This is a genomic window from Phytohabitans maris (assembly GCF_031085175.1).
In the GTDB taxonomy this organism is placed as follows: domain Bacteria; phylum Actinomycetota; class Actinomycetes; order Mycobacteriales; family Micromonosporaceae; genus Phytohabitans; species Phytohabitans maris.
This window is the reverse complement of the sequence record NZ_JAVHUY010000074.1, coordinates 1-25646: the sequence shown is the minus strand read 5'-3', so window position 1 is coordinate 25646 and position 25646 is coordinate 1. Positions and strand designations below refer to the sequence as shown.

Here is a 25646-nt window from a genome sequence, read left to right as displayed (position 1 = left end):
CCTCACCTCCCACTAACTGCGGTGCAGCAGGCCCCACCGCGGCCGCGCCGGCCCACCCGGCGGCGGCGTGTCGTCCCGTACGCGGTCGGTCCAGGGCGCCGAGTCGTCGACCGGCTCGTACCCGATCTCGTTGGTGAGATCCCACCAGCCGCCGGTGTTGGCGGAGACCGCGGCGCAGGCGGCGTAGCCGACATCGGCGGTCAGCGCTGCGGTCACGACGCGCCCCAGGTCGCCGGGGCTGAGCCAGTTGGGCAGCCAGGTGGTGGCGAGCGGCTCCTCGCGTACGCCGCCGAGGCGCAGGCAGACCACGCTCAGGCCGTACTGGTCGTGGTAGACCCGGCCGAGTGACTCGGCCAGCACCTTCTGCGCGCCGTACCCGCAGCAGGCGTACGCCGGCCACTGGGGCCGCACCGGCAGCCGTCCAATGTCGACGTAGCCGCCCATGGCGTGCCCCGAGCTCGCCAGCACCACCTGGGGCACGTCGTTGGCCACGGCGGCGGCGAGCACGTTGGCGACCATGTCGGCGCTGTCGCGCAGGTCCGGCCACCGCGCGCCGGGGTACGGGTTGCCGGCCAGGTGTACGACCGCGGACACGTCACGGCAGAGCGCGAGCGCCACGGACGGGTCAGTGAGGTCGCCGTCGGGCCGGTCGACGCCCCGCACCTCGTACCGCTCGCGCAGCGACGGCAGCAGCAGTCGTCCGACCTTACCGGCCGCGCCGGTCACCAGGACCGTCACGGCGCCGCGTCCGGGTCGGCCACCGCGCCGCCGTCCATCGGGTACAGGCTCGCGCCGCCGTCGACGAGGAGCACGGTGCCGGTCATGTACGCGGCCATCGGGCTGAGCAGGAACAGGAACGCGTCCGCGACCGACTCCGGCGTCTGCAACTCGCCGAGCGGGATCGCCCGCTCCGCCCTGGCCCGGTACCCGGGATCGGTGTCCCATTGGTGGCGGGCCATGCCGACGCCAACGATGCCGGGCGCGACCGCGTTGGCCCGGATACCGTACGGCGCCAGCTCCCGCGCGAACGAGCGCATGAGCGAACGCAGCGCGGCTTTGCTGGCGCTGTACGGCGCGATCTCCGGCCACGGCACGTCCTGCACCCACGAGGTGGTGAAGACCAGGTGTCCGCGCCGTCCGCTCTCGCGCCAGCGCCGCCCGGCCGCGCGGGCCAACAGGTACGCCGCTCGCACGTTCGTCGACATGATGCGGTCGTACGAGTCGATGGGAAACGACGTCACCGGGTGCGAGTCGGCGATTCCGGCGTGGCAGCAGACCGCGTCCAGCGGCCCACCGGCGAGCGCTTCGGCCGCGTCGAGGAGCGCTTCGGCCGCCGCGTCGTCGGCACAGTCACCGGGCGTGTAGCCGGTGCCTTCGGGCAGCAGTTCGCGTGCCGCCGCGTCGGGTATCACGTCGTTGACCACGACCGTCGCCCCGTGGCGGGCCAGCGTGGACACCACGACCCGGCCGATCGCGCCGGCACCGCCGGAGATGAGGACCCGCAGCCCCGCGACGTCAAGCCCCATCGGCGTCTCCTCGCGGCAACGACACCGTGACCGGTCCGGTCACCGTGTCGCCGTACTTGGTGCCGTCGACCGTGACCGTCCACGTCCCTTCCGGTACGTGCAGCAGGCACTCGGCGAGGCGACCCCGGCCGTCCGGCAGCTCCACCGCGATCGTCCGGTCGCCGGCGGTGACGAGGAGGCTGACCGGGCCGAACCGGGTGGGCGTGCGGTCGACCCGGATCTCGCCCGCGGCGAGCCACTCCGGCGGCGCGCCGGGCAGCAGGAGCAGCGTCTCGCCGACCTCGAAGACGAGCAGGTGGCGCACGAGCCGGACGAACTCCGCGGACGCCCAGTTGTGCGGCATCTCGCCGAAGACCTGCCCCTCACCGTGGTCGGCGAACGACTGCTCCTCCCGCCACACCCGGGTCGCGCTGGCGTGGTTGGCGAAGTCGTACAGGTAGTCGACGGCCTTGTCCGGCCGGCCCGCGTACAGCCAGGCGTGTGCGGCGAACGAGGCGTAGTACGTCCACAGTGAACGGTACGGCAGGAAGCCCGCCCCCTCCGGTATGCCCTCGGTGTCGTCGATCCGGTCGAGCAGAGCGAGGTAGTTCCGGACGATCTCGTCGTCGGGGGTGAAGATCTCGCCGGGCCAGATCGCGTGGGCCAGCGCCCAGGTCGAGGTCTGCGGCACGATCCGCTGTTGGATCGGTGCTTCGCCGTCGAGGTTGTGGGTGTGCGCCGATCCGCCGGGCAGCACGATCGGCAGGTACGGCGTGCCGTCGGGCAGCCGGCCCATGTCGCGCTCGGCCACCCGGCGCAGGTCGGCGAGGAGGCTGTCGTACTGTGCCGCGATGGCGGGCACGTCCTCGGGGGCGATGTGCCGGGCGGCGGTCAGCACGGCGCGGATGCCGTGCAGCGTCCAGAGTGCGGTGGTGAGCTCGGGGCGGGCGCCGCTCGAGCCGCCGTCCGGGAACGCCGGAGGCATGAGGGCGTACGCCTTGTGCTCGGGCGGCAGGGCGCGTGCCTGCTCGCGCAGCGACTCGATGTACGCCAGGCCCCGCCGGACCACCGGCCAGGCGTCGCGTAGCATGCCGTCGTCGCCGGTCAGCTCCCACTGCCGTACCACCGCGGCGATGCCGACGCCGGTCTCCTTGATGAGGTCGATGTAGTCCATGACGCCGAGATAGCCGTTGGGCTTGGCCGAGGCGAGGATGGTCTGCAGCCCGCGACGGGCGTCGTCGGCCAGGTGCAGGTACTGCGCGACCTCCAGCAGGAAGTGTCCGTCCACCATCCACAGTCCACGGTAGACCGCGCTGCCGACCTGGAACACGAGCTGTCCGTCGACCTCTTCGCGCGCCTGCAGGATGTTGCGGACGCAGGAGTCGAGCATGTCCTGGACCGACTCGTCCGGCACGCTGATGGGGAGCCAGCCCGCCGAGACCTCGGCCCAGTACGCGGTCTCCTCGGCGCGGGCGCGCTCGCACCACTCCAGGTCGATACCGTCGAGCGGCGCGCCGTCGATCGGTAGCACGATCGCCCCGCGCCGGCGCTTCCCGCCGGGTACGGCGGCGAGCTCGGTGCGCATCCCGCGCGCGGGCAGGAAGCCCCGCGACGCCACGAACTCCAGCTGGTCCGGCACGCTCACCAGCAGCGCCGCGGTGCCGGTGTCGCCCTCGGGAAACGCGCTCACCGGCTGCCAAGGGGCCAGGTCACGCTCGGCGATGCCAGCCTCGTGGACGTCGATGTGCAGGCCGGTGAGGAGGCTGTCGACATCGGGGGAGACGGTCAACTCCCACAGCACGACGTCGTACCGCGGCGTGCCCGGCCCGCCGTGGGCGAAGATGCACAGGCTCAGCGTCGCGGTGGGGTAGTGCAGCGTGGTCAGCACATGCGGTGTGCGCGCGTCGACGGTTCGCTGCTCGACCCGCTCCACTCGGTGCGCGGTGGCGAGACCGAACTCGACCACCCGGCCGAACCACCACTGCGGCCGGCCGTCGGCGGCGTGGAACCGGTACATCAGCGCGCCGTCCTCGCGGACGAGCGACTTGTGGGGGTCGTCGGGGTGGCAGATCGCGGTCCACACGCTGGGGGGCGCGTACCGGTGGTCGATGATCCGCGGGGTCATGGTGTGGGCCCTCCCAGGAGCGGGTGCTGACCGGTCATACCAGAGGTGCCGGTCATGCTAACATGCGAGGCCTACCGGTCGGACTGGTAAGTCCAGTTACGCCGCCCCCCTCGATCCACCCCCACCAGGGAGCCGTTGATGAAGGTCCTCGCCATCGAGACCCTACGCCAGGACATCCAGCCCAACGTGGTGTTCGTCCGGGTGCACACCGACGACGGGCTGGTCGGCCTCGGGGAGTCGTTCTACGACGCCGACGCGGTGGAGGCGTACCTGCATGCCTCGCTGGCTCCCGCGCTCTTCGCGGTCGACGACCTCACGCCGGAGGCGGCCGCCGCGTCGCTCGCGCCGTACGTCGGTTTCCAGGGCGGCGGCGTGGACACCAGGGCCCGCGGCGCGGTCGACCTGGCCCTGTGGGACCTGCTCGGGCATCGGGCCGGTCTGCCGGTGGCCCGGCTGCTCGGCGGTCCGGTACGACAGCAGATCGGCATCTACAACACCTGCGCCGGCAGCGGTTACGTGAGCGCGTCCTCGCTGCAGCAGAGCAGCAACTGGGGCCTGGACGTCCGGGGACACTACGACGACCTCAACGCGTTCCTCACCCGCCCCGCCGAGCTGGCGCGCGAGCTGTACGGCGAAGGCATCCCGGCGATGAAGGTCTGGCCGTTCGACCAGGCGGCCGAGCGCGCCGGCGGCGCCGACATCAGCCGCGACGACCTGGCGCGGGGCGTGGCGGTGATCGCCGCGATCCGCGACGCCGTACCGGAGATGGACATCATGGTCGAGCTGCACGGCCTGTTCAGCCGGCGGGCGGCCACGAAGATCTGCGATGCGGTCACGCCGTACGGCGTCTACTGGGTCGAGGACCCGATCCGGCCGGACGCCGTCGACGCGCTCGCCGGCCTCCGGTCCGACGTGGACGTTCCGATCGCGGTGGGGGAGACCTGTGTGGGCCGGCGCGGTTTCCTGCCCCTGCTGGAGCGGCACGCCATCGACGTGGTCACCTGCGACGTCCAGTGGACCGGCGGGCTCACCGAGGCACGCAAGATAGCCTCGCTCGCCGACGCCTTCAGCGTGGCGATCGCGCCGCACGACTGCACCGGGCCGGTCACGTTCGCCGCCTGCTGCCATCTGTCGATGAGCCAACCCAACGCGCTGATCCAGGAGACCGTGCGGGCGTTCCTGCGCACCTGGTACGCCGACCTCGTAGTCGGTGTGCCCGAGGTGGCCGGCGGCATGGTGAGCGTGGGCGACGCACCGGGCCTCGGCGTGACACTGCGCCCGGAGGCGGAGGCGCTGATGCGGGTCCGCCGCAGCACCCCGGCCGACGTCTGACCCGCGGCTCAGGGTGACCGCGGCCCGGCCGGCGCCGTCAGAAGATGGCGCCGTCCTTGCGGAGCCGGTCGCGTACGTCGGCGATCGGCAGGTCGCGCGGGTCCCGGCCGGCGTTCGCCGCGAGCGCGGCCACCGTGCCGGCCGCCTGCCCCATCGCCATGCACTGCGCCATCGAGCGGACGGCGGCGTGAGCGTCGTGCGTGGCGGAGAAGCAGCGCCCGGCGACGAGGACGTTCGCCGCGTCCCGGACCAGCAGGGTGCGCAGCGGCACGCCGACCGCCGTTCCCTCGGGCAGGTACCGCCACACCGTCCCCGCCCCGGCGTGATGGTCCTCGATGGGTGCGCCGGAGAGCGCCACCTGGTCGTCGAACTGCCGTGCCGACAGCACGTCGTCGGCGCTGAGGCGGTAGTCGCCGTACACACGGCGGGTCTCCCGCACGCCGATCTGTGAGCTGAGGCTGGCCAGTTGGGCCCGCTCGTACCCGGGCACCCGGTCACGCAGGAAGCGCACGTACTCCAGGGCCTGCCGGCGACCGGCCATCTCGGCCCGGGAGAGCAGCTCCGGGTCGGTGGCGTCGACCCGGAGCCCGCCGCGGAGCTCGGTCGAGGGGAGCCGGGTCATCACGGTCGCCGTCATGTGGTCGACCGGCGTGATGTGGTCGCTCCCCTCGCGCCGCGGCAGGTCGTACCCGCCCGACTTCGCCGCGTCGGTCATCAGCGCGGACAGGTCGGCCTTGGTGATGGTCCGGCGCCGCTCCATGTCCACATTGCACATCTTGAACGTTGTGGTGAGCGTCTGCGCGTCGGCGCCCGCCGCCTCGTACCCCAGGCCGGCGAAGTGGCACAGGTCGGCGTCGCCGGAGCAGTCGAGGAACACCTGGGCGCGGACCCGCCGCGGGCCCGCCTTCGTGGCGAGCGCCACCCCGGTCACCCGGTCGCCGTCCACTGTGGCCTCATGCATCAGGGCGTGCAGGAGTACCCGGGCGCCGGCGCCGGCGGCCAGGTCTTCCCAGACCACCTTCAGGTGCTCGGGGTGGTATGTCACGCCGGTGCCCGCGCCGAACGAGTTGGGGCGCTCCACCACCGGCCCGAGCGCGCGCAGCCCCGCGACCACGTCTTCCGGCAGCCCGGCGACGACCTTCCGCGGCCGCTCTCCGGGTGTGTAGAAGCCGTAGAACGTGTCGAGTACCGCCGTGCTCGTACCGCCGAGGAACGGGTTGCGCTCCACCAGCAGCACCGACGCGCCGGCGCGGGCCGCGGCGATCGCGGCTGTGGCGCCGGCCGAGCCGCCGCCGACCACCAGGACGTCGACGGTGTACGTCGGGTCAGAAGCCATGTTCACCACTCCGCGAAGGATCCGTCGGCGTGCCGCCAGACGGTGCTGCGGAAGCGGTGGCCCTCGCGGTCCAGTTCCCGCACCACCGCCTCGTCAACGTCGATGCCCAGTCCAGGGCCGGTCAGCCGGTCGAGGTAGCCGCCGGCGAACCGGAACACGTCCCGGTCGACCAGCCAGTCCATCCAGGACAGATCGTGTACGCCGAGCGTTTGCTCCTGCACGAGGAAGTTCGGCACGCTGCACGCGACCTGGAGGCAGGCGGCGAGCGCGATGGGGCCGAGCGGGCTGTGCGGGGCGACGAGCGCGTCGTACATCTCGGCCACCGCGGCGATCCGCCGGGTCTCGGTGATCCCTCCGGCGTGCGAGACGTCCGGCTGTACCACTGCCACGCCGCCCTCCAGAACCGGCCGGAACTCGGTGCGGTGGTAGAGGCGCTCGCCGGTGGCGATCGGCACCGGCGTCACCTCGACGATCCGGCCGATCTGGTCGCTCAGCTCCGGTCGGAGCGGCTCCTCCACGAACAGCGGCCGGAACGGCTCCAGTTCCCGCACGAGCAGGCGGGCCAGCGGCACGGTTGGCCGGCCGTGCAGGTCGATCGCTACGTCGCAGCCGTCGCCGACCGCCTCGCGTACCGCGGCCATCCGGGCCACGATGGCGTCCACATCGGAGGGTGGACCGAGCGGCGGCAGCTGGACGGAGCCGAGCTTGACCGCGGTGTACCCGTTGGCGGCGGCCTGCCGGGCCTGCTCGGCCATCGCCTCGGGGCGGTCGCCGCGTACGCCCGCGTAGACCCGTACCCGGTCGCGCAGCGGGCCGCCGAGCACCTCGTGCACCGGCGCGCCGCGTACCTTGCCGGCGATGTCCCACAGCGCCTGGTCGATGCCGGCGACGGCGCTGGCGAGGATGGCGCCACCGCGGTAGAACCCGCCGCGGGTGAGTACCTGCCAATGGTCCTCGATCCGCAGCGGGTCCTGACCCACCAGATAGTCGGCGAGTTCCTCGATCGCGGCGCGTACGGTGTGCGCCCGACCCTCCACGATCGGCTCGCCCCAGCCGACCACGCCGTCGTCGGTCTCCACGCGGAGGAAGAGCAGGCGCGGCGGGACCAGGAACGTCTCGAGTCTGGTGATCTTCACGGTGGTGCGCCGGGATCAGGCGCCGGTGCGCGCGGTGCGCCGGCGGTACTCCGCGTAGTAGGCGTTGAGGCCGGCCACCGCGCCCTCCTGGTCGGTGCCGTGCGGCGTACCGAGCACGAGGGGCTTGACGCCGCGGGCGACGAGCCCTTCGGCGAGCAGGTAGTTGATGTTGTGCACGATGGTCACGGTGGCCAGCGTCGAGGTCGCGGCGACCGGGTGGTCCGCGCCGTCGACGAGGATGGCGGCGTCACCGATGGGCGTGCAGTTGTCGATGACGATGTCCGCGACCTGGCAGAGGCGCTGCCCGGACGGGTGCCGCGACGCCACCGACATCGAGTGGCTGACGCTGGTGATCCCGACGACCGTCAGGCCCCGGGCCTTGAGCCCGAGCGCGACCTCGACCGGTACGTTGTTGATGCCCGTCGAAGAGATGACGAGCGCCGCGTCCCGCTCGGCGTCGAAGACGTAGTTGTTGAGCAGGCACTCGCCGAAGCCGTCCATCCGCTCCAGGAACAGTGACTGGGCCAGGCCCATTGTGCCCACCACGTTGGTGTAGTAGCTCAGCGAGAGCTCCACGATCGGGTGGAAACCGGCGATCGTGCCGATCCGCGGCGCGATCTCCTCGACGCCCATGCGGGAGTGCCCGGCGCCGAACAGGTGCACCAGGCCGCCCGCGGCGATCCGGTCCGCGAACAGGTCGGCCGCTGCCCGGATGTTCGCCTCCTGGGTCTGCTCGATGCGCTCGATGATGCCGCGCGCGATCTCGGCGTAGCGAAGGCTCATATGCGCTCCACAAAGTGAGTGCTGGTCATACCGGTTCGACCGTGAGCGTAAGTGATCGCCGTCCGAAAGTCGAGATCGGCTGGCGGCCGGCTGCCACCTAAGGCGTCAGCAGCCGGGCGCCCTCGGGCTCGTCGAAGCGGTGCAGGGCGGTGGCGATGAGGTCGTCGAGCGCGCCGCTGTCGAACAGCTCGCCCATCCGCCGCCGGGCGAGCGTGTCGAGCGGCTCGTCGAGGTCGCCGCCGTACGTCTTCTTGGCGAGCAGGATGTGCTCCGACATGATCCGTTCGGCGGTGGCGGTGTCCCGCGCCTTGACGGCGGCCAGGATCTGCCGGTGGTGCGGGATGCCCTTGCGGGCCACCGCGGGGTCGTCGAGGCTGCGTAGCATCAGCTCGAAGACGAAGCGCGTGATCGAGCCGAACATCAGCTCGATGATCGGGTTGTGCGACGCCCGTGCCACCAGGCTGTGGAAGGCGAGATCGGCTTGGGCGCGCTCGAGCACGCCGCTGGCGTTGTCGAACCAGACCAGCGCCCGCTCCATAGCGGCGATGTCGTGGTCGAGCGCCTCCTCGGCGGCGAGGGCCGCGGCCCGGCTCTCCAGTACGTCGCGCGCGTCGACGAGGTGGCGGGCCGTCGCCTGGCCTCGGCGGTAGAGCCCGTCGGCGACCCGCGCCGCGTCGAGTGCGCCCACCGCGCGGACGAACGCGCCGCGCCCAGGCTCGATGTCGACCAACCCGCGCTCCTGCATCTGGCGGAGCACCTCGCGAACGACCGGGCGGGAGATACCAAATCGCTCGGCGAGCTGCCGCTCCGAGGGGAGCTTGGAGCCGGGTGCCATGGTGCTCTGGTTGAGCAGTTCGCGGTTGAGCTGCTCGACGAGCTGCTGGCGGGTCGCCCGGGGGGCGGCGGATTTGGTCGGACCAGTCATGCCTCGAACATACAATCGGCGCCTGGTCGGCGGTAGGTCGCCCCGGCCCCGGGAACGCCGGCCGTCGATGCCTCCCGCGCCGCCGAGCGTTGGGACCGGAGAGCGGCAGTAACCTCGCCGTCACATCCATGACTCACGGGGTTGACGTGCCCGGTTCGGCGCGCCAATAATGCGGTCACCCTGTCGAACCGGTAAGACCAGTGGTTGGTCGGCGGAGAGCCTCACGAGCCGAAGGCAGCCGCTCCCCATCAGTGGACAACAACTGCTCCTGTATCGGAGGCACATATGACGCAGCAGCGCGAGAGCATCTCCCGCATAGCGAGCGCGGCCCTGTCGAGGCGCTCCCTTCTTCGCGGTACCGCCGCCGTCGGCCTGTCGGGAGCGGCCGCCGCCGTGCTGGCCGCCTGCTCGAACGACAACAACCCCCTTGGCGACGCGGAGACCGTGGAGGCGACCTGGAGCCTCTGGGGCGACACCGCCCTGCTCAAGCGGCACGAGGAGTTCAACGACAAGCTCAACGCCGACCAGAAGGCGGTGCGGGCCCGCTTCATCGGCCTGCCCACCGACGGCTACGCCAAGAAGATCACCGCGGAGATCACCGCCGGCAACGCGCCGGACGTCTTCCTCGCCGGCGACACGCTGCTCGGCCAGCTCGTCGCGAGCAAGCAGCTGGCCGAGCTCGGCCCGCTGCTCGACGGGCCGCTGAGCAAGTCGAAGACGGATGCCTTCAACCGCAGCCTCTTCGCGCCGGGCACCGACGCCGAGGGCAAGATCTTCGGAGTACCAGCCGCCTGCAATCCCATGCTGATGTGGTTCAACCAGGGCGTGCTCGAGTCGGTCGGGGTGACCGAGTCGCCGGCCGACCGGTACGCCGCCGGCACCTGGTCGCTGGAGTACTTCCAGACCCTCGTCGACAAGGTGCACGCCGGCAAGAAGCGCGCCTTCGTGTTCAGCAACTGGAACGGTGAGCTGTACCCCTGGATCACCGCGGCTGGCGGGAAGATCTTCGACGGCGGCAGGTTCGTGGCGCACGAGGACCAGAAGACGGTCGGCGCCATCAAGTGGCTCCGCGACCAGCTCGCCGCCGAGAAGGCCTGGTACGCCTCGGCGCTGCCGCAGGGCCAGGGCGCCGACGCGATGTTCGCCGGCGACCAGCTCGCGTTCACGGTGACCGGCCGCTGGGTCGTACCCGTCTACCGCCAGGCCAAGACGCTCAAGACCGACGTCGTCGGCCTCCCGTCGGCGGACGGCAAGCCGGCGCCGACCATCGTGCTGGCGTCCTGGATGGTCGTCAACAAGAGCGCGAAGAACGTCGAGGCCGCCTTCCGGATCCTCACCGAGTACGTCTCGCGGGAGGGTCAGGAGTTCATCCTCCAGGGCGAGGGCGGCGCCGCCATCCCCAGCATCAACGGCGCGGACCAGGCGGTGCTCGGCGCCAACTACCCGGCGCACGCGCAGACGTTCATCGACCTGCGGGACATCGGGTACACCTCCACCACCGAGGAGGCCCGGGTGCCGGGCCTGTCCAGCCTGATCTTCAAGCCGCTGGACAAGTACTTCACAGAGGGCGGTGACCTGCCCGGAATCATGGCCGAGATGGGTCAGAAGGTGAACGACGCCGTCAAGCGGGGCTCGGTCTGATCCGCGGCGCAGACCTCGGCCGGCCCGGCCGAATGCGATCATGCACCCACAGGTCCGCGCATGATCGCATTCGGCCCGCGGGCGCGACGGACCGACAGGCAAGGAGACGCCGATGGTGGCCACGCTAACCCCGTCCGACACGAGTAAGGCAGGCCCGCCCAAGCGCCCGCCGCGCCGCCGTCGCCGGACCCGCGACGGCGGCTGGGCCGCCGTCTTCCTCGGCCCGCAGATGGTCGGGCTGCTGGTCTTCGTGCTCGGCCCCATGCTGTTCGCGCTCTATCTGAGCTTCACCGAGTGGAACGGCATCGGTGACATCACGTTCGTCGGCCTGGACAACTTCCGCGAGCTGCGCGGAGACCACGCCTTCTGGCAGTCGATACGCAACACGGTGTGGCTCGCCGTGATGATCGTCCCCGGCCAGCTCGTCACCGGGCTCGTCGTGGCGGTCGCCCTGCACCAGCGCAAGCTCCGCACGCTGTACCGGATCGTCTACTTCATGCCGGTGGTGACCAGCCAGGTTGCGGTTTCGGTGATCTGGATCTGGCTGCTCAACGGCACGTTCGGCCCGCTCAACAGCACCCTGCGGGAGTGGTTCGGCATCAACGCGCCGGACTGGCTGGCCGAGCCGAGCTATCTGGTGCCCGCGATCGCCATGGTGACGATCTGGCAGGGTGTCGGCTTCTTCATGGTCGTGTTCCTCGCCGGCCTGCAGGGCATCCCGACGGCCTACCTGGAGGCGGCGGAGGTCGACGGCGCCGGGACGCTGCGCAAGTTCTGGCACATCACGCTCCCGCTGCTGACGCCCACGCTGTTCTTCCTCACGATCATGTCGCTGATCGGCGCGTTCCAGATCTTCGACACCGTGTACATGATGACGCCGCAGAACAGCTACCTGGGCGACTCCACCAGGACCATTGTGTTCCAGATCTACGACCTCGCCTTCGCCCGGTTCGACTTCGGCACCAGCGCCGCGTACGCGGTGGTGCTGTTCGTCCTTCTGCTCATCCTGACCGCGGGCCAACTGGTGCTGCAGCGGCGGTGGGTCCACTACGAGGAGTAGCTATGTCCCGTCGCCGGACCTCCCCGGCCGAGCGCACCCGCTCGGTCTCCCTGCACGTCCTGCTGACCGCGGGTGCCCTGCTGATGGTCGTCCCGTTCGTGTGGATGATCCTCAGCTCGCTCAAGGACCAGCCGCAGGTATTCGTGTTCCCGCCGAAGTGGCTGCCCGACCCCGCCCGGTGGGGCAACTACGCCGAGGTGTGGCGGGCCGCCCCGTTCCTGCGCGCGTACGGCAACAGCGTCTTCATCGCCGTGATGATCGTGGCGCTGCAACTGGTCACTTGCGCGATGGCAGCGTACGCGTTCGCCCGGTTGCGATTTCGCGGTAAGAACCTGCTCTTTCTGCTCTTCCTCGCCACGATGATGGTGCCCGGGCAGCTGACGATCATCCCGGTCTTCCTGCTCATGGCGAACATCGGCCTGTACGACACGCACTGGGCGATCATCCTGCCGGAGGGGTTGTTCAGCGCGTTCGGCGTCTTCATGCTCCGCCAGTTCGTCCGCGGCATACCCCTGGAGCTGGAGGACGCCGCGCTCATCGACGGGGCCAGCCGCTGGCGCATCTTCTGGTCGATCATCATGCCGCTGCTGCGCGCCCCGCTGGCGGCGCTCGGCACGTTCACGTTCGTCAGCTCGTGGAACAACTTCCTGGCGCCGCTGGTCTTCCTGCGCAGCCCGGAAAACTACACGGTGCCGGTGCTCATCGCGCAGTTCAAGGGCGAGTACAGCACCAACCTGCCGTTGCTGATGGCGGCCGCCAGCATCGCCATCGTGCCGGTGCTCGTCGTCTTCGTCATCGCCCAGCGCCAGATCATCCGTGGCGTCACGCTCACCGGCGCCGGCAAGTAGCCGACCACAGTGGACCGCTTCGTCGAGATCGACCTGTTCTGGTTCGACCACAGTGGACCGCGACGCGCGGCGGACGAGTTCTGGGAGCGGATGGCGCCCCTCTTCGCCGGCGTGGACGGCTGGCGGGGTGTCATCGTCAACCTGGGCTGGCTCGCCGACCACGTGCTGGACTGGCGGGGAAGCCTTGACGCGCCGATACCGCTGCCGCGCCAGCTCACCCTCGAGCCGATGGTCACCGACCGCGCGCCCCTCACCGGTACCGTGGCGGAGCGGATGGCCGCCTGGCGTGAGCGGTTCGCCCGTTCCGGACAGCGCGAGCGGGTCGACTATCCGCCGTGGACATACCGGGAGCTGGCCGCGCTGCTGCGGCACCTGCGGGAGTCCGCGGCGGCACACGGCGTGCCGGAGCTGAAGGTCGGCACGTTCGTGATCGGCTGGGAGTCCGTCTACGCCTCCAGCGACTCCGGCTGGGCGCGGCGCCACCCGGCCGTCTTCGTCGACGGCCCGTGGCCGATCCGGCTCTTCGACGTGACCGCGACGCTCTCCGCCGACCCCACCGGATACGGCGCCTACCCCGACGGCGTGGCCGCCGGCACGCGGGTCGCCGAGTACTTCGGGCGCCAGTGGGGCAGCCTGTCCCGCGCGGTCGGGCTCGACGCGATCGTGCTGCGCGACAGCATGATGGGCGCGGGCGTGTACGAGCGGGTCGGCATCTTCGGCGAGACCGCGCACCCTGACCCGGACCGGGTCGCGCGGTGGAGCGCCGCCACCGCCGACCTGGTACGCCAGACGAAGCTCGCCAATCCCGACGCGCTCGTCATCGGGTACTCGAACGGCGCCAGCGCGGTCGGGGGCTGGCGGGTGAACTGCGTGGACCTCGAGTCCGTCGCCCGCGAGGGACACCTGGACGCCTGGATCGACCAGACCTGGGCAGGTGCCTGGAACGAAGTCGGCCAGCGCGCCGAGACGTTCTGGAACAGGCCACCCGCCGGCTGGACCTACCAGCTCGGAAACGTGCTGTTGCACGCGGCGATGCTCGCCGGCACACGCACGCGGCACTACCCACTGGTGGAGACGTTCGATGCGTGGGAGTCGTGGAACGTCATCCACACCGCCCGCCAGCGCCTCGCCTGGGGCATCTGGGCGTACCAGCACGCGTTCGTGAAGACGCCCGGCGGGCTCGTGGCGCGGGACGGCGCGTACGTCTCCTGGGCCAACCAGGGGCGGCGACTGCTCTCCCGCGACGACGTGGCGTTCCTCGCCGAGACCATCACCGCGGCTACCGCCGACGCGCGTGAGACGACTCGCGTCTTCGGACCGACCCTTGTGTACCACCGCCCCGCGATGCGGTGGCAGGCCGAGCACGCGCCGGCGCGGACCATCAAGGAGTGGCTCGACGAGCAGGCCGGAGCGCTGCTCAAATGGTCGGTACCCATCTCGTCGGCGACCCGCACCGAGTGGCTGTCCGCTGTGGACGGCGACCTCTTCGTGGTGCAGACTCCGGCGCGTGGCGCGGACCCGGTCGCCGCGCTCGCCACCACGGGGACGCCGGTCGCCCTGGTCGGCAGCCCGGCCGGCGGCCTCGACCCCCGCTACGGTCTCTCCAGTTCGGACGGTGAGGTCGGGGAAGTGCACCGCGGCGCGGCCCTCGCCGACGCGACGCCGTGGGAGCGGGCCGGGGTGCCGGACGAGTTCGCCATCCACCACCCTTACACCAAGAACGTCTACAGTGGACCGGGACGGGTCGTGTACGCCGTCGAGGGCTCGCCGTGCCTCGTCGTCGACGGCGGCGTCGTGCTGTGGGACCCGCCAGACTTCCAGCACAGCGTCGTCGACGGCGTCGTGCGCGACTACCGGGTGCCACTGGCCGAGGCGATGGGCAGCCCGTACGCGTTCGTGCTCACCGCGCGCGTGCTCCTTTCGCTGTTGCGGGGGAGCGCCGCGCCCGTGCCCGACCTCGTCCACCCCGACCGGCCGGTCACCGTGACGGCCTGGCAGCGGGCCGACGGCCTGGTCCGGGTCCTCGCCGCCGACCTGGAGGAGGGCTTCCGCGCCGACACCCGCGGCGAGACACGGCTCGACCTGGCCGTCGCCGGTGCGCGGCTGAGCGTCACGCTCCGGTACGCCGAAATGGCGCTGCTGTCGGTCCGGCCGCCGTCCTGGCGGGTTCGGTGCGGCTCTCCGCGGGCCGGGGGTTAGTTGCGGTGGGCTCTCGAGCTGCCCCGCTTATGCGCCCAGGCGGCCGGGACGCTCGGGCGCTCCGGTGGAGCGGGCGCATACCCGGGGCAGCTCGAGAGTCTGTCGACAACAAGGCCCGTGCCGGGCCGGTGTACGCGAGGTGACCCACCGCGTCGGCCCGCCGGGGCCTACGCGTCCAGCCAGGCGGCGGTGTCTGGGGGTAGGGTGCCGGCCGCGGGCAGTTCGGCCGAGGCGAGCAGGATCCGGCCGTCTGGCAGCGGCACCGACCCGGCCGACATGTTGAGCACGAGCACGACACCGCCCGCGCCGTCGGGGCCGGACCGGGAGCGACGGGCAGCCAGCACACCGGGCCGCGACGACAACCACTCCATCCGCGGGTCGGCGGCGCGGAGCACGGCGCGGCGCAGGTGCAGGGTGCGGCGGTACAGCGACAGTGGCGAGCCGGCGTCGGCGGACTGGGCCCGCACCGTCAGGGCCTTCCAAGCGACCGGCTGGGGCAGCCAGGGCGCCGCGTGCGCGCCGGGTGGGCTGAAGCCGAACGGTGGCTCGTCGCCGGACCACGGCAGGGGTACGCGGCAGCCGTCGCGGCCGCGGTCGACACCCGCGGTGCGGTGGAACATCGGGTCCTCGATCAGGTCGTCGGGGATGTCCTCGACCTCCGGCAACCCCAGTTCCTCGCCCTGGTACAGGTAGAGCACCCCGGGCAGGAACGCGGTCAGCAGCAGCGCGGCACGGGCGCGTGACGTACCCAGGGCCAGGTCCGTGGGGCTGCCGAGCAGCAGCCGGTCGAGGCGGGTGTCGGCGCGGCCGTACCGGGTCACCGGGCGGTGAACGTCGTGATTGGACAGTACCCACGTCGGGGGTGCGCCCACGGCGGCGTGCGCCCGCAGCGAGCGGTCGATGACGGCCCGGAACTCGTCCGCGTCCCAGGCCGCACCGAGCAGGTCGAAGTCGAACGCCGTGTGCAGCTCGTCGGGACGCAGGTAGCGGGCGAGGCGCTCCGGCACGCCCGCCAGCCACAGCTCACCGACGAACACGCGCGGCTCGGGGTACGAGTCGGCGATGCGCCGCCATCGTCGGTAGATCTCGTGGTTGCCTTCGTTGTCGCGGAACGGCTCCTGCCCGATCGGGGCGCCGTGCTGGTCCGGGAGAGCGGCCGGTTTGTCGAGGGAGTCGGCGACGTCGATGCGAAACCCGTCGACGCCGCGGTCGAACCAGAACCGCAGGATGCTGTCGAACTCGGCCCGAACCGTTTCGTGCGCCCAGTTCCAGTCGGGCTGCTCGGGCGCGAACAGGTGCAGGTACCACTCGCCGGGGCGCCCGTCCGGCTCGGTGACCCGGGTCCAGGCGGGGCCGCCGAAGTGCGAGCGCCAGTCGTTGGGTGGCAGCTCGCCATGCGCGCCGCGGCCGGGCCGGAAGTGGAACGACTTCCGCTTCGGCGCACCGGGTCCGGCCCGCAACGCCGCCTGAAACCAGGGATGCCGCTCGGAGCAGTGGTTGGGGACGATGTCCAGCAGGACCTTGAGCCCGAGCGCGTGCGCCTCGGCGAAGAACGCCTCCGCCTCGGCCAGCGTGCCGACGCACGGGTCGATGTCGCGGTAGTCTGCCACGTCGTAACCACCGTCGGCGAACGGTGAGACGTACCAAGGGCTCAGCCACACCGCGTCGACGCCGAGGTCGCGCAGGTATCCCAGCCGGGCGCGGAGGCCGGCGAGGTCGCCGACGCCGTCGCCCGACGCGTCGCTGAAGCTGCGCGGGTACACCTGGTACACGACCGCCCGCCGCCACCACTCATCCACCGCCGGCCGCCCACCGGTCGATGAGCTCGCTCAGCATGTGCAGCAGCAGTACGTGCCCCTCCTGGATCCTGGCGGTGGCGCGGGACGCGACCGGCAGCACCCGGTCGGCGACCGGTGACCCGGCCGCCTTCTCGCCGGTGAAGAGCACGGTGAGGGCACCGTTGCGGCGCGCGGCCGCCAGACCTTCCACAACGGACGGTGAGGTGCCGCTTGTGCTGAACCCGATCACGACGTCGGCCGACCGTACCAGCGCGGTGACCTGCCGGCTGAAGACGCTGGCGTAGGAGTAGTCGTTGCCGATGCAGGTGGTTACGGACGGGTCGGTCGACAGGGCGATGGCCGGCAGTGGGCGCCGGTCACGCAGGTAGCGCCCGACGAGTTCGGCGGCGAAGTGCTGGGCGTCGGCCGCCGAGCCGCCATTGCCGAAGGTGTAGACGGTGCCGCCCCGCTCCAGCCGCCGGCAGATCTCCTCGCCCAGCGCGACCACCTCGGGTACGAGGTCGCGCACGGCGGCCACCGCGGTGAGGTGGTCGTCCAGGTGCTCGTGGAGTACCTCGTTCATGACGCCTCCGCGTAGAGCGTGCGGAGGTGGCCGCGGACGTACCGGTCGACGCCCTCCTCCAGGGTGAGGAAGTCGGCCTTGTATCCGGCCGCGCGGAGCTTGGCCGGGTCGGCCTGGGTCAGGTACTGGTAGTTGGCCCGCAGCGCATCGGGCATGTCGACGAAGCGGATGTCCGGCTCCCGCCCCATCGCCGCGAAGACCGCCCGGCCGAGGTCCAGCCAGGTGCGGGCGGTGCCGGTGCCGCAGTTGAAGAGGCCGCTCACGTCGCGGTGGTCGAGGAAGTGCAGCGTCACCGCCACCGCGTCGTCCACGTGGATGAAGTCGCGTCGCTGCTCGCCGTCGGCGAAGTCGGACCGGTGCGACCGGAACAGGCTCAGGTGGCCGACGTCGAGGATCTGCCCGTACGCCTTGTTGACGACCGATCGCATGTCGCCCTTGTGGTCCTCGTGCGGGCCGTACACGTTGAAGTACTTCAGCCCCACGATCTTCCCCAGCAGTCCCGTGCGCAGTGCCCACAGGTCGAACATGTGCTTGGAGTAGCCGTACATGTTCAGCGGCCGCAGCGTGGGCGTGACCGCGTCGTGGTCGAGGTAGCCGAGGGCGCCGTCCCCGTACGTCGCGGCGCTGGAGGCGTAGACGAACCGCGCGGAACGCGCCACCGCCCACTCCGCCAGGCGGCGGGTGTAGCGGTAGTTGTTGGCGAGCAGGAAGTCGGCGTCGGTCTCGGTGGTGGCGCTGCACGCGCCCAGGTGCAACACCGCCTCGACCGATCCGTCCGGTGTGGACTCCAGCCGGTTCGGCAGTTCCTCGGGGGTGAGCAGGTCCTCGAACTCCAGGCCGCGTAGGTTGCGCCACTTCTGGTCGGTGCCGAGACGGTCGGCGAGGATCAGGTCGGTGCGCCCGCGCGCGTTGAGCGCCGCGGCGACGTTGCGCCCGATGAAGCCGGCGGCGCCGGTGACGACGATCATGAACGGGGCTCCGTGCGGCCACCGTTGGCACCCGCGGTGGCGGTGGGGCCGTACGCGCGCAGCACCCGCTCGATCGTGCCTGACGTCGAGCGGCCGGGCACGAGGTCGGCGAGGACGACTTCGCCGCCGTACGACTCGACGACTTTGCGGCCGCTCACGTAGTGGGCCCAGTCGGCGCCCTTCACCAGGACGTCGGGGCGGATCTGCTCCAGCACCGCGATCGGTTCCTCCTCCTCGAACACCATCACGTGGTCGACGGCCCGCAGGCCCAGTAGCACTCCGGCCCGCTCCTCGGCCGGGTTGATCGGGCGCCGCTGGCCCTTGTTGGCCCGTACCGAGGCGTCGCTGTTGATCGCCACCACGAGCGCGTCGCCCTGGGCGCGGGCGAACGTGAGGTAGCTGACGTGTCCACTGTGGAGAATGTCGAAGCACCCGTTGGTGAACACGAGGCGCTGTCCGCAGCGGTGCAGTCGCTTCCGCGCCCGCAGGATCTGGCCGACGGTGCTGATCGGCGGTGGTTCGGTGACGGTCATCGGAGCCCCAGGACGGTGAGGATGGCGTCGAGGTCGCTGTAGTCGGGGACGAGGATGCTGGCTCCGCCGCGTACGAGACGCGCCCGCTTGGCCGGGTTGTACCCGTACCGGCGGATCTCGTCGCTGCACACGCCGACCGCGATGCCGCCGCGCTTGCGGGTCTCGCGCATCTCCACGGGTCCGTCGCCGAACGTCGCGAATCCGTGGGTCTCCAGCCCGTGCTCGCGTACCACGCGGTCGAGCACGAGCTTCTTGGCCTCCACCGTGATGTCGCCGACCGCGCCGTAGACGCGGTCCTGGAAGTACTCGGCGAACCCGAGGGCGGTCGCCTCCGCGACGACGTCGGCGAGGTCGGTGCCGCTGGTGAGGTAGAGCGTCACGCCGGCGTCGCGGAGGCGGCGCAGCAGCGGCAGCGCGTTCTTGACGTGGAAGTCCTCCGGCGCGAGCTGGCCCGCCGCCAGCTTCGCGAGGCGCCGGCGTACGCCGAGCAGCAGTTGCTCGTTGTAGACGGCCTTGTAGCCGTGCTCGTCGAGGATCTCCTCCGGCGGTACGAAGCCGAAGCGGCGTACCAGGTCGACGAGACCCACCATCTGCACGAGCGTCTGTACGCCGGTCGACCGCTCGACGAAGTCGTCGACGGCCGCGCGCACCTGCTGGGTTACGGCGGCGCCGGCGGTGTCGTGGTGGGACCCGAGGATGGCCCGGACCATCATCGGCGCCATGACGCCCTCCCACCCTTGCCGCAGCGTGGAGAGGGTGCCGTCGTGGTCGAAGATGACGTGCCGCGGGCGCGGGTCCGGCGGCAGCGGGACGATCACCTCGATCTCGGTGCCGTCGGCGTACCGCGCGCGGGCGGGGTTGTCCGCGAGGTCGGCGCCGTACCGGTAGTCGGGGTCGTCGGCGAGCCGGACCAGGTCGGCCGCGGTGACCGTGCCGGTGGTGCCGACCTTGGTGACCGTGGAGGCCGCGGCGAGGTTGGCGGCGGAGGCGGCCAGTGCGAGGTCGGCGCCGGCGCCGACCAGTGCGGTGAGGGTGGCGGTGACCGTGTCGCCCGCCCCGACCGGGTCGGTCTGCCGGGTCACCTCGACGCCGTGCGCGTGGTGCAGCGCGTCGCCGTCCGCCGCGACGAGGCCGCGGTCGCCGCGGGTGACCACGACCGGGCGGCCCGTGCGGCGGGCCAGCGCCCGGGCGCACGCGCCGGCGTCGTCGTCGGAGTGGGGCGGGTCGTCCGGCCGGCCCAGCATCGCCGCCGCCTCCCGGGCGTTGACCTTCAGGATCGCCCCTTGGTACTGGTCGGCGGCCTGCCGCGCGTCGACGACGAACAGGCAGGCCGGGGACTCGGCGATGACCGTGTTGATCCGGGTGATGATCTCCTTGTCGGCGAAGCACCCGCTGGTCTGCTGGTTGATCACGACGACGTCCGCCCACCGCGCGGCCGCGCGCAGGTCGGCGACGAGCGCGTCGGCCGCCGGTTCTGGCAGCGCGCCGCGACTGCCGAAGTCCAACCGCGACTGCTCCTGGCCCGCGACGTGCGGCTTTGCGTAGACGTGGGTGAGCCAGCCGGGGCCGAGGTCGCGGAGCCCGGCCAGGTCGGCGCCGCAGTCGGCGAGCATGGCCCGGAGCGCGGCCCCGAACGGGTCGGCGCCGTGCACGCCGATGGCGCGTACCGTGCCCACGCCGAGGCCGCGCAGGTTGGCCACCACGTTTCCGGCGCCGCCGAGCCCGTACCGCGCCGCCGCGACCCGCCGGACGCGCAACCCGGTCTCGACGGACGTGTCCGCGTGTTCGCCGTCGAGCGACCAGTACGCGTCAAGGCAGAAGTCGCCCGCGACCGCGACCTTCAGCCCGGCGAACCGGGCGATCAGGTCGGGGAGCCGATCGGCCAAAGTTGTCATTACAGCTTTGCCTCCGCGTGGCGGGTCGTGCACGGCAATCTAGCGCCGTTCTTGTTCCGAGGGCTAGCTGTGCGTGCGGTACGCCGGTAAGAAAGCTGATATAACAACTGGGTGACCGAGCGAGCCGTCAGATACCTGGAGATCGTCGCCGCGCTACGCGAGCAGATCGCCTCCGGCGCGGTCCGGCCGGGAGACCGGATGCCGAGCGAGCACCAGCTGGCCCGGCGCTACGGCGTCTCTCGCCCCACGGCTGGCCGGGCGCTGCGCGAGCTGGAGACGGCCGGCCTGGTGCAGCGGAGGGTCGGGTCGGGCACGTTCGCCCGCGACGCGGCCACCGGCCAGCGCGGCCGTAGCTTCGGCCTGCTCGCCCAGGGCTTGGGGGCCACCGAGGTGCTCGACCCGATCTGCACCGAGATCACCCGCCGCTGCCAGTCGGAGGGCTCGACCGTCCTCTGGGGTGACGACTCTCCGCCGCTGGAGGGCGTCGCCGAGCTCGACCGGCTCTGCCGCTACTACCTGGAGCAGGGCGTCGACGGGGTCTTCTTCGCGCCGCTGGAGTCGGAGCCCGACCGCGAGCGGCACAACCTCCGGGTCGTCGAGGCGTTGCGTTCGGCCGGCGTGCAGGTCGTGCTCCTCGACCGCGACGTGCGCGACTTCCCGGCCCGCAGCGAGCTCGACCTGGTCGGCATCGACAACTTCCTCGCCGGGCTGCACCTCGGCGAGCACCTGCTCGCACTCGGCCACCAGCGGCTGCTCCTGCTGGCCCGCCCCAACCATCCGTCCACGACGGACCTGCGTGCGGCTGGGTGCGCGGCCGCCGCACGGCGCCACGGCCTCACCCCGCCGTCGACGATCCTCGTCTCGGCCGACCCCGCCGACGACGCGGCGATCGGCGCCCTGCTCGCCGGCGACCGGCCCGACGCCATCATCTGCGCCAACGACTTCACCGCTGCCCTGCTACTGCAGACGCTGGCCCGGCTGGAGGTGCGGGTGCCGGCCGACGTGGCCGTCGCCGGCTTCGACGACGTGCGCTACTCGACGCTGCTGCCGGTGCGGTTGACCACGATGCGCCAGCCCTGCCGTGCGATCGCCCGAGCCGCCGTCCGAGTGATGAACGAGCGGCTGGACGACCCGACCACCGAGCCCTGCGCGACGCTGCTCCGCGCCGAGCTCGTGGTGCGCCGGTCCTGCGGCTCACCCGGGGAGGGCGTCGCCGTACGCGGTGAGCAGCCGGCGTGACTCGGCGGCGAGACCGGCGAGGTCGGCCGCCGGCGGCAGCGGGCCCTCGCGCAGAAACGTCTCGGCGCGCTCGCGCAGCCGCTCGGCCAGCGCCGCCTCCTCGCCGGGATCGGCCAGGGCCCGGTCGAGGCCGTCGGCCCAGAGCCGCCAGCGGTCGCGGTAGTAGCCGCCGACCAGCCCGGCCCAGTGGCGGCCCGCGTAGTCGTCGAGGTCGGTGCCGGCCGTCTGGCTCCACACGGTGACGACGCGGCGGGCGTTGTCGCGCAGCACCTCGCGGTCGGCTGTGCCGGTAGCCCAGGACAGCGCCCCGGCCTCCCACCGCTGGAACGTGTACTCGTCCCGGCACGCCAGCATCCGTTCCAGGTCGTCGAAGACACGCAGGAACCGGTCGAGGTGCGGGCCGCTCGCCGCCCCGAGGCACGCAGATTCGGTTACGGCGGCGAGGCAGAAGCGGTCGGCGACCCTCGCCATGTACGCGATGCCGACCTCGACGAGATCGTGCCCCAGCGGCCCCGGGACCAGCTCGGGGTACCGCTCGGCCGCCTCGACCAGGCGGTGCCAGGCGTCGGCGAGCACGGGTGCGGGGTACCAGAGCAGGCCCTCGACGTCGGCCCGCAGCCGCGTCGCGCCGTCCTGGAGCGGGGCGTACGACGGCCGAGCGGTCATGACGCCGCGGAACCCGGGGGAGATCTCCAGGCCGCGGGCGTCGTAGACGGAGCCGAGCAGCCCGCGCCAGGCGACCCGCAGATCGTCTGTCCACGCGCCGGGCCCGTAGCGACGCTCGGCGAAGGCGTCGGTCCACGCGCCGACGTCGCCGACCGGGTGCCAGATCTGGTCGGTGACGAGTTCGAAGTACGCCGGGTTGTTGTGGATGGCCTCCATGGCGAGGCCGAGACCGACCGGTGGGTCGGGCGCGGCGAGCGCCTCGTCGATCTGCTCCGGCAGCGCGCGTGGGTCACCCACCGGGTCGGTGCGCCCGCCGAAGTTGAGCAGCGCGCACCAGAGCCACGGCTTGCCGGAGAAGCCGGCGAGGCGCCGCCACTGCGGGTCGTACTCGGCCCAGAGGTCGACCAGCACCATGCGCTCCGCGGGGATGGCACCGAGGAACGTGGCAACCCGCTCCTCGGTCCAGAACTCGCCGTGGTAGGAGAACGGCCAGGCCTGCATCACCCAGACCGCGTCCGGGTCGGCGGAGCGCAGCCCGGCGAGCGTCGCACTCGCCACCGCGGCGGGGTACGACGCGTCGGCGTCGACCGGCTTCATCTCGATGAACGGGTCGCCGGCGTAGAGGTGGTCGGTACCGAAGAGCTCGAGCTGCGCCCGGGTGATCTCGCCGCCGATCCTCGGGTACATCGGGTCGGTCGGGTCGAGCACCCACGTCTCGAAGCCGGCCCAGCCGCGACTGGTGGCGCCCGCCCCGGCGAGCTGGCGCGGGACGTGGCCGGTGAAGGCCGGGAGCACTGGTGTCATCCCGAACGCGCGCTCCCGTTCGAGGACGCGGGCGCCCAGGACGCGGTGACCCTCCACCCAGGACGGTGGCAACGGGCCGGCGAAGCCGTCGAGGCAGCCCATGTACTGGAAGGGCAGGTAGCCCGGCCCACCCAGGAAACCGCGGACCGTTCCGGCGTCCAGGCCGAGCCGGGTGTACGCGAGCAGCAGCGCCGCCTCGTGGCCGGTGGCGGCGAGCGGCATCGTGATCCCGTGGAGGGCCATCCAGTCGATCTCGCGCTCCCACTCGGCCCAGCCCCAGTACGGCATGGTGTAGCTGAACGTGCAGAAGTTCAGGTAGTACCCGTGCCGCACCCGTGCCAAGCCGCGGCGCCGCTGGACGGGCGGGAGTGACGGCAGGTCCAGTGGGAGGAGTGTGTCCCAGCCGACCGAGCGGCCGCAGACCGTGCTCAGGTAGTCGTGCAGACCCACGGCGGCGCTGACTCCGTCAGTCGCGCCGACCGTCAGCGTGCCCGCGGCAGCCGTGTACTCGTAGCTCCGCCCGGCCGCCGGCAGCGGCTCGAACCGTACGCCCGCCGCCGGTCCGAGTACCCGCCGGGCCAGCCCGTTCAACGCCTCTGCCCATGGCGGCATCCGGCTCTCCACGACGGGACACCATACGTGCCCTCGCCGATCGGAGCGAGCTCAACGACAGCCGCGGTCCGTTCACCGCATCGAGCAGGCGCCGGCACCAAGGGGCCAGGGATGCGCTTGCGGTCGCTACGACCGGCTAGTAGTGCTTTGTTAGGTAACTCGAGATTGGTTGTGGTGTAAGGGTTTCACGGTTTGGTGGCATGTGGGGCAGGCGCCGGTCCAGGTCGCGAGGAGGTATTGCAGCTCGCGGATGACCTTGTAGAGGGTCAGGCCGGCGCAGCCGCTTTTGGGTCGTGTCGCAGCAGGGTGATGAACAGGTGCGCGGCGGTGACCAGGGTGACGTGGCGGTGCCAGCCGGTGAAGGAGCGGCCTTCGAAGTGGTCCAGGCCGAGGCCGGTTTTCAGTTCGCGGTAGTCGTGTTCGATCCGCCAGCGGATCTTCGCGGTGCGGATCAGGTCGACGGGGTCGGTGTCGGCGGGTTGGCTGGATAGCCAGTAGGTGACCGGTTCGGCCTCGTCGTCGGGCCATTCCGCGATCAGCCACCGCTCGGGCAGGCTGCCGTCGGGGTTGCGGGGGATGCGGTGCCCAGCCGGACGGACCCGTAGGAACACGAACTGTGAGCTGAGGATGCCTTTGCTGCCTTCGCGCCAGGTGACCGTGGTCGCGGCATCGCGGCCGGCGTCGAGCACGTGCCGGGCAATGCTGGCCGCGTCGTCGGGGTAGTCCGGGCGGGTCGGTGGGCGGCCGTGCCCGGACCACGTGGGTGGCGCGGGTTCCGCGTCGGACCGGTGGGCGAGGGTTTCGCCTTTGACCTGGACGCTGTAGAGGATGCCGCGTTCGTCGAGCGCGGCCCGGAACGGGCCGCTGTCGCCGTAGCCGGAGTCGGCGGTGACCAGGGGTGGTCGCAATCCGTGTGCAGCGAGCCCGTCGATCATCTCGATTGCCAGTATCCACTTCGGACGGTGGCCCTCATCCTCCGGAATCGCGGCCTTGCGGCGCCGCCGCCGCGCGGTCTCGGTCGCGGCAGCGGCGACCGCATCAACATCGACCTCGGCCGGTTCGACAGACGCGGTGGCCCGCGGTGCATTCGTCAACGTCTTACGCTGCTTGGCCTTGGCCGCCTTGACCGCGGCCGGTCCGGCCTTGGCGGCGTCCCAGGACTCCGGCAGGAACAGCCGCCAGTCCAGCGGGCACGACGCCGTATCGGTGACCGCGTGGACGCTGACCCCGATCTGGCAGTTGGCGACCTTGCCCAGGGTGCCGGAGTACTGCCGGGCCACCCCGGGCGAGCCGGTGCCGTCCTTCGGGAACCCGGTGTCATCGAACACCCACGCGACCGGGTCGATCAACTCTACCGCCCGCTCGGCCAGCCGCGCCCGCACCGCCATGGTGTCCCACGTCGACGTGGTCACGAACTGCTGCAGCCCCTGATGATCCACGCCGAGCCGGGCCGCCATCGGCTGCATCGACTTACGCCGCCCGTCCAGCAACAGCCCCCGCAGATACGTCTCGCCCTTGACCCGCTGGTCAGACCGGGCCAAGGGCGTGAACACGTCCGCCGCGAACGCCTCCAGGCGTTGCCGCACAACCGAAAGCTCATCCGGAGTCACCGAAGCATGAAACTACCCGCACCACCCCGACGACCCCACGACACGCCGACCTAACAAAGCACTACTAG

Annotated in this window: 20 protein-coding genes; 6 read left to right on the top strand and 14 right to left on the bottom strand. The window is 71.6% G+C overall.

What is annotated here, in order from left to right; genetic code table 11:
• Positions 1 to 12 precede the first annotated feature (12 nt).
• The 3 genes from RB614_RS42670 to RB614_RS42660 are packed head-to-tail and all read right to left on the bottom strand — an operon-like array spanning position 13 to position 3630.
• Complete coding sequence (locus RB614_RS42670) at positions 13 to 738, bottom strand: NAD-dependent epimerase/dehydratase family protein (protein ID WP_308718436.1); 726 nt, start codon at positions 736 to 738, stop codon at positions 13 to 15.
• Positions 735 to 1526, bottom strand: a complete 792-nt coding sequence (locus RB614_RS42665; RefSeq protein WP_308718435.1) for an SDR family NAD(P)-dependent oxidoreductase — start codon at positions 1524 to 1526, stop codon at positions 735 to 737. Before RB614_RS42665 ends, RB614_RS42670 begins: the two co-directional genes overlap by 4 nt.
• Positions 1516 to 3630 carry a hypothetical protein gene (locus tag RB614_RS42660; protein WP_308718434.1) on the bottom strand — a complete coding sequence of 705 codons (2115 nt, stop codon included), beginning with the start codon at positions 3628 to 3630 and terminating at the stop codon, positions 1516 to 1518. Before RB614_RS42660 ends, RB614_RS42665 begins: the two co-directional genes overlap by 11 nt.
• Before the next feature lie 138 nt (positions 3631 to 3768).
• On the opposite strand from RB614_RS42660, the gene RB614_RS42655 reads away from it, so the two are divergent.
• Positions 3769 to 4962, top strand: a complete 1194-nt coding sequence (locus RB614_RS42655; RefSeq protein WP_308718433.1) for a mandelate racemase/muconate lactonizing enzyme family protein — start codon at positions 3769 to 3771, stop codon at positions 4960 to 4962.
• A 37-nt stretch (positions 4963 to 4999) separates the two neighbouring features.
• Here RB614_RS42655 and RB614_RS42650 read toward each other — a convergent pair whose 3' ends face one another.
• From RB614_RS42650 to RB614_RS42635, 4 genes are all read right to left on the bottom strand, one after another.
• The gene (locus RB614_RS42650; protein WP_308718432.1) at positions 5000 to 6298 is read right to left on the bottom strand and encodes an FAD-dependent oxidoreductase; all 1299 of its coding nucleotides are present in this window, start codon (positions 6296 to 6298) and stop codon (positions 5000 to 5002) included.
• Between the two features lie 2 nt (positions 6299 to 6300).
• The gene (dgoD, locus tag RB614_RS42645; RefSeq protein WP_308718431.1) at positions 6301 to 7434 is read right to left on the bottom strand and encodes a galactonate dehydratase; all 1134 of its coding nucleotides are present in this window, start codon (positions 7432 to 7434) and stop codon (positions 6301 to 6303) included.
• Positions 7435 to 7449: 15 nt separating this feature from the next.
• A complete protein-coding gene (locus RB614_RS42640) occupies positions 7450 to 8217 on the bottom strand; it encodes a sugar isomerase domain-containing protein (RefSeq protein ID WP_308718430.1) in 768 nt (255 codons plus the stop codon).
• A gap of 97 nt (positions 8218 to 8314) precedes the next feature.
• Positions 8315 to 9142 carry a FadR/GntR family transcriptional regulator gene (locus tag RB614_RS42635; protein ID WP_308718429.1) on the bottom strand — a complete coding sequence of 276 codons (828 nt, stop codon included), beginning with the start codon at positions 9140 to 9142 and terminating at the stop codon, positions 8315 to 8317.
• Between the two features lie 285 nt (positions 9143 to 9427).
• Between RB614_RS42635 and RB614_RS42630 the strand changes: the two genes are divergently transcribed.
• The 4 genes from RB614_RS42630 (at position 9428) to RB614_RS42615 (ending at position 14890) form a co-directional block, all read left to right on the top strand.
• Positions 9428 to 10783: an extracellular solute-binding protein gene (locus RB614_RS42630; protein ID WP_308718428.1), complete on the top strand. Its 1356-nt coding sequence runs from the start codon at positions 9428 to 9430 to the stop codon at positions 10781 to 10783.
• A 112-nt stretch (positions 10784 to 10895) separates the two neighbouring features.
• Complete coding sequence (locus RB614_RS42625; RefSeq protein ID WP_308718427.1) at positions 10896 to 11843, top strand: carbohydrate ABC transporter permease; 948 nt, start codon at positions 10896 to 10898, stop codon at positions 11841 to 11843.
• A 2-nt stretch (positions 11844 to 11845) separates the two neighbouring features.
• Positions 11846 to 12691: a carbohydrate ABC transporter permease gene (locus RB614_RS42620; RefSeq protein WP_308718426.1), complete on the top strand. Its 846-nt coding sequence runs from the start codon at positions 11846 to 11848 to the stop codon at positions 12689 to 12691.
• 9 nt (positions 12692 to 12700) lie between these two features.
• The gene (locus RB614_RS42615; RefSeq protein ID WP_308718425.1) at positions 12701 to 14890 is read left to right on the top strand and encodes a hypothetical protein; all 2190 of its coding nucleotides are present in this window, start codon (positions 12701 to 12703) and stop codon (positions 14888 to 14890) included.
• Positions 14891 to 15057: 167 nt separating this feature from the next.
• On the opposite strand, the gene RB614_RS42610 is transcribed toward RB614_RS42615, so the two are convergent.
• From RB614_RS42610 to RB614_RS42590, 5 genes are read right to left on the bottom strand one after another with little or no spacing between them, the layout of a single operon-like run.
• Positions 15058 to 16689 carry a glycoside hydrolase family 13 protein gene (locus tag RB614_RS42610; protein WP_308718424.1) on the bottom strand — a complete coding sequence of 544 codons (1632 nt, stop codon included), beginning with the start codon at positions 16687 to 16689 and terminating at the stop codon, positions 15058 to 15060.
• Positions 16682 to 17251, bottom strand: coding sequence for a D-sedoheptulose-7-phosphate isomerase (locus RB614_RS42605; RefSeq protein WP_308718423.1), 570 nt, complete (start codon positions 17249 to 17251; stop codon positions 16682 to 16684). The genes RB614_RS42610 and RB614_RS42605 overlap by 8 nt, the downstream gene beginning before the upstream one ends.
• Positions 17248 to 18219, bottom strand: a complete 972-nt coding sequence (gene rfaD, locus RB614_RS42600; protein WP_308718422.1) for an ADP-glyceromanno-heptose 6-epimerase — start codon at positions 18217 to 18219, stop codon at positions 17248 to 17250. Before rfaD ends, RB614_RS42605 begins: the two co-directional genes overlap by 4 nt.
• Positions 18216 to 18752 carry an adenylyltransferase/cytidyltransferase family protein gene (locus tag RB614_RS42595; RefSeq protein WP_308718421.1) on the bottom strand — a complete coding sequence of 179 codons (537 nt, stop codon included), beginning with the start codon at positions 18750 to 18752 and terminating at the stop codon, positions 18216 to 18218. Before RB614_RS42595 ends, rfaD begins: the two co-directional genes overlap by 4 nt.
• The gene (locus RB614_RS42590) at positions 18749 to 20638 is read right to left on the bottom strand and encodes a PfkB family carbohydrate kinase (RefSeq protein ID WP_308718420.1); all 1890 of its coding nucleotides are present in this window, start codon (positions 20636 to 20638) and stop codon (positions 18749 to 18751) included. The genes RB614_RS42595 and RB614_RS42590 overlap by 4 nt, the downstream gene beginning before the upstream one ends.
• Before the next feature lie 120 nt (positions 20639 to 20758).
• Between RB614_RS42590 and RB614_RS42585 the strand changes: the two genes are divergently transcribed.
• Complete coding sequence (locus tag RB614_RS42585; RefSeq protein ID WP_308718419.1) at positions 20759 to 21886, top strand: LacI family DNA-binding transcriptional regulator; 1128 nt, start codon at positions 20759 to 20761, stop codon at positions 21884 to 21886.
• Here the strand turns inward: RB614_RS42585 and RB614_RS42580 are convergent.
• Together RB614_RS42580 and RB614_RS42575 are read right to left on the bottom strand one after the other, a co-directional pair.
• On the bottom strand, positions 21842 to 23968 hold the full coding sequence (locus RB614_RS42580; protein WP_308718418.1) for an alpha-N-acetylglucosaminidase: 2127 nt from the start codon (positions 23966 to 23968) through the stop codon (positions 21842 to 21844). The genes RB614_RS42585 and RB614_RS42580 overlap by 45 nt on opposite strands.
• 266 nt (positions 23969 to 24234) lie before the next feature.
• Positions 24235 to 25578, bottom strand: a complete 1344-nt coding sequence (locus tag RB614_RS42575) for an IS701 family transposase (protein ID WP_308714810.1) — start codon at positions 25576 to 25578, stop codon at positions 24235 to 24237.
• Positions 25579 to 25646 lie beyond the last annotated feature (68 nt).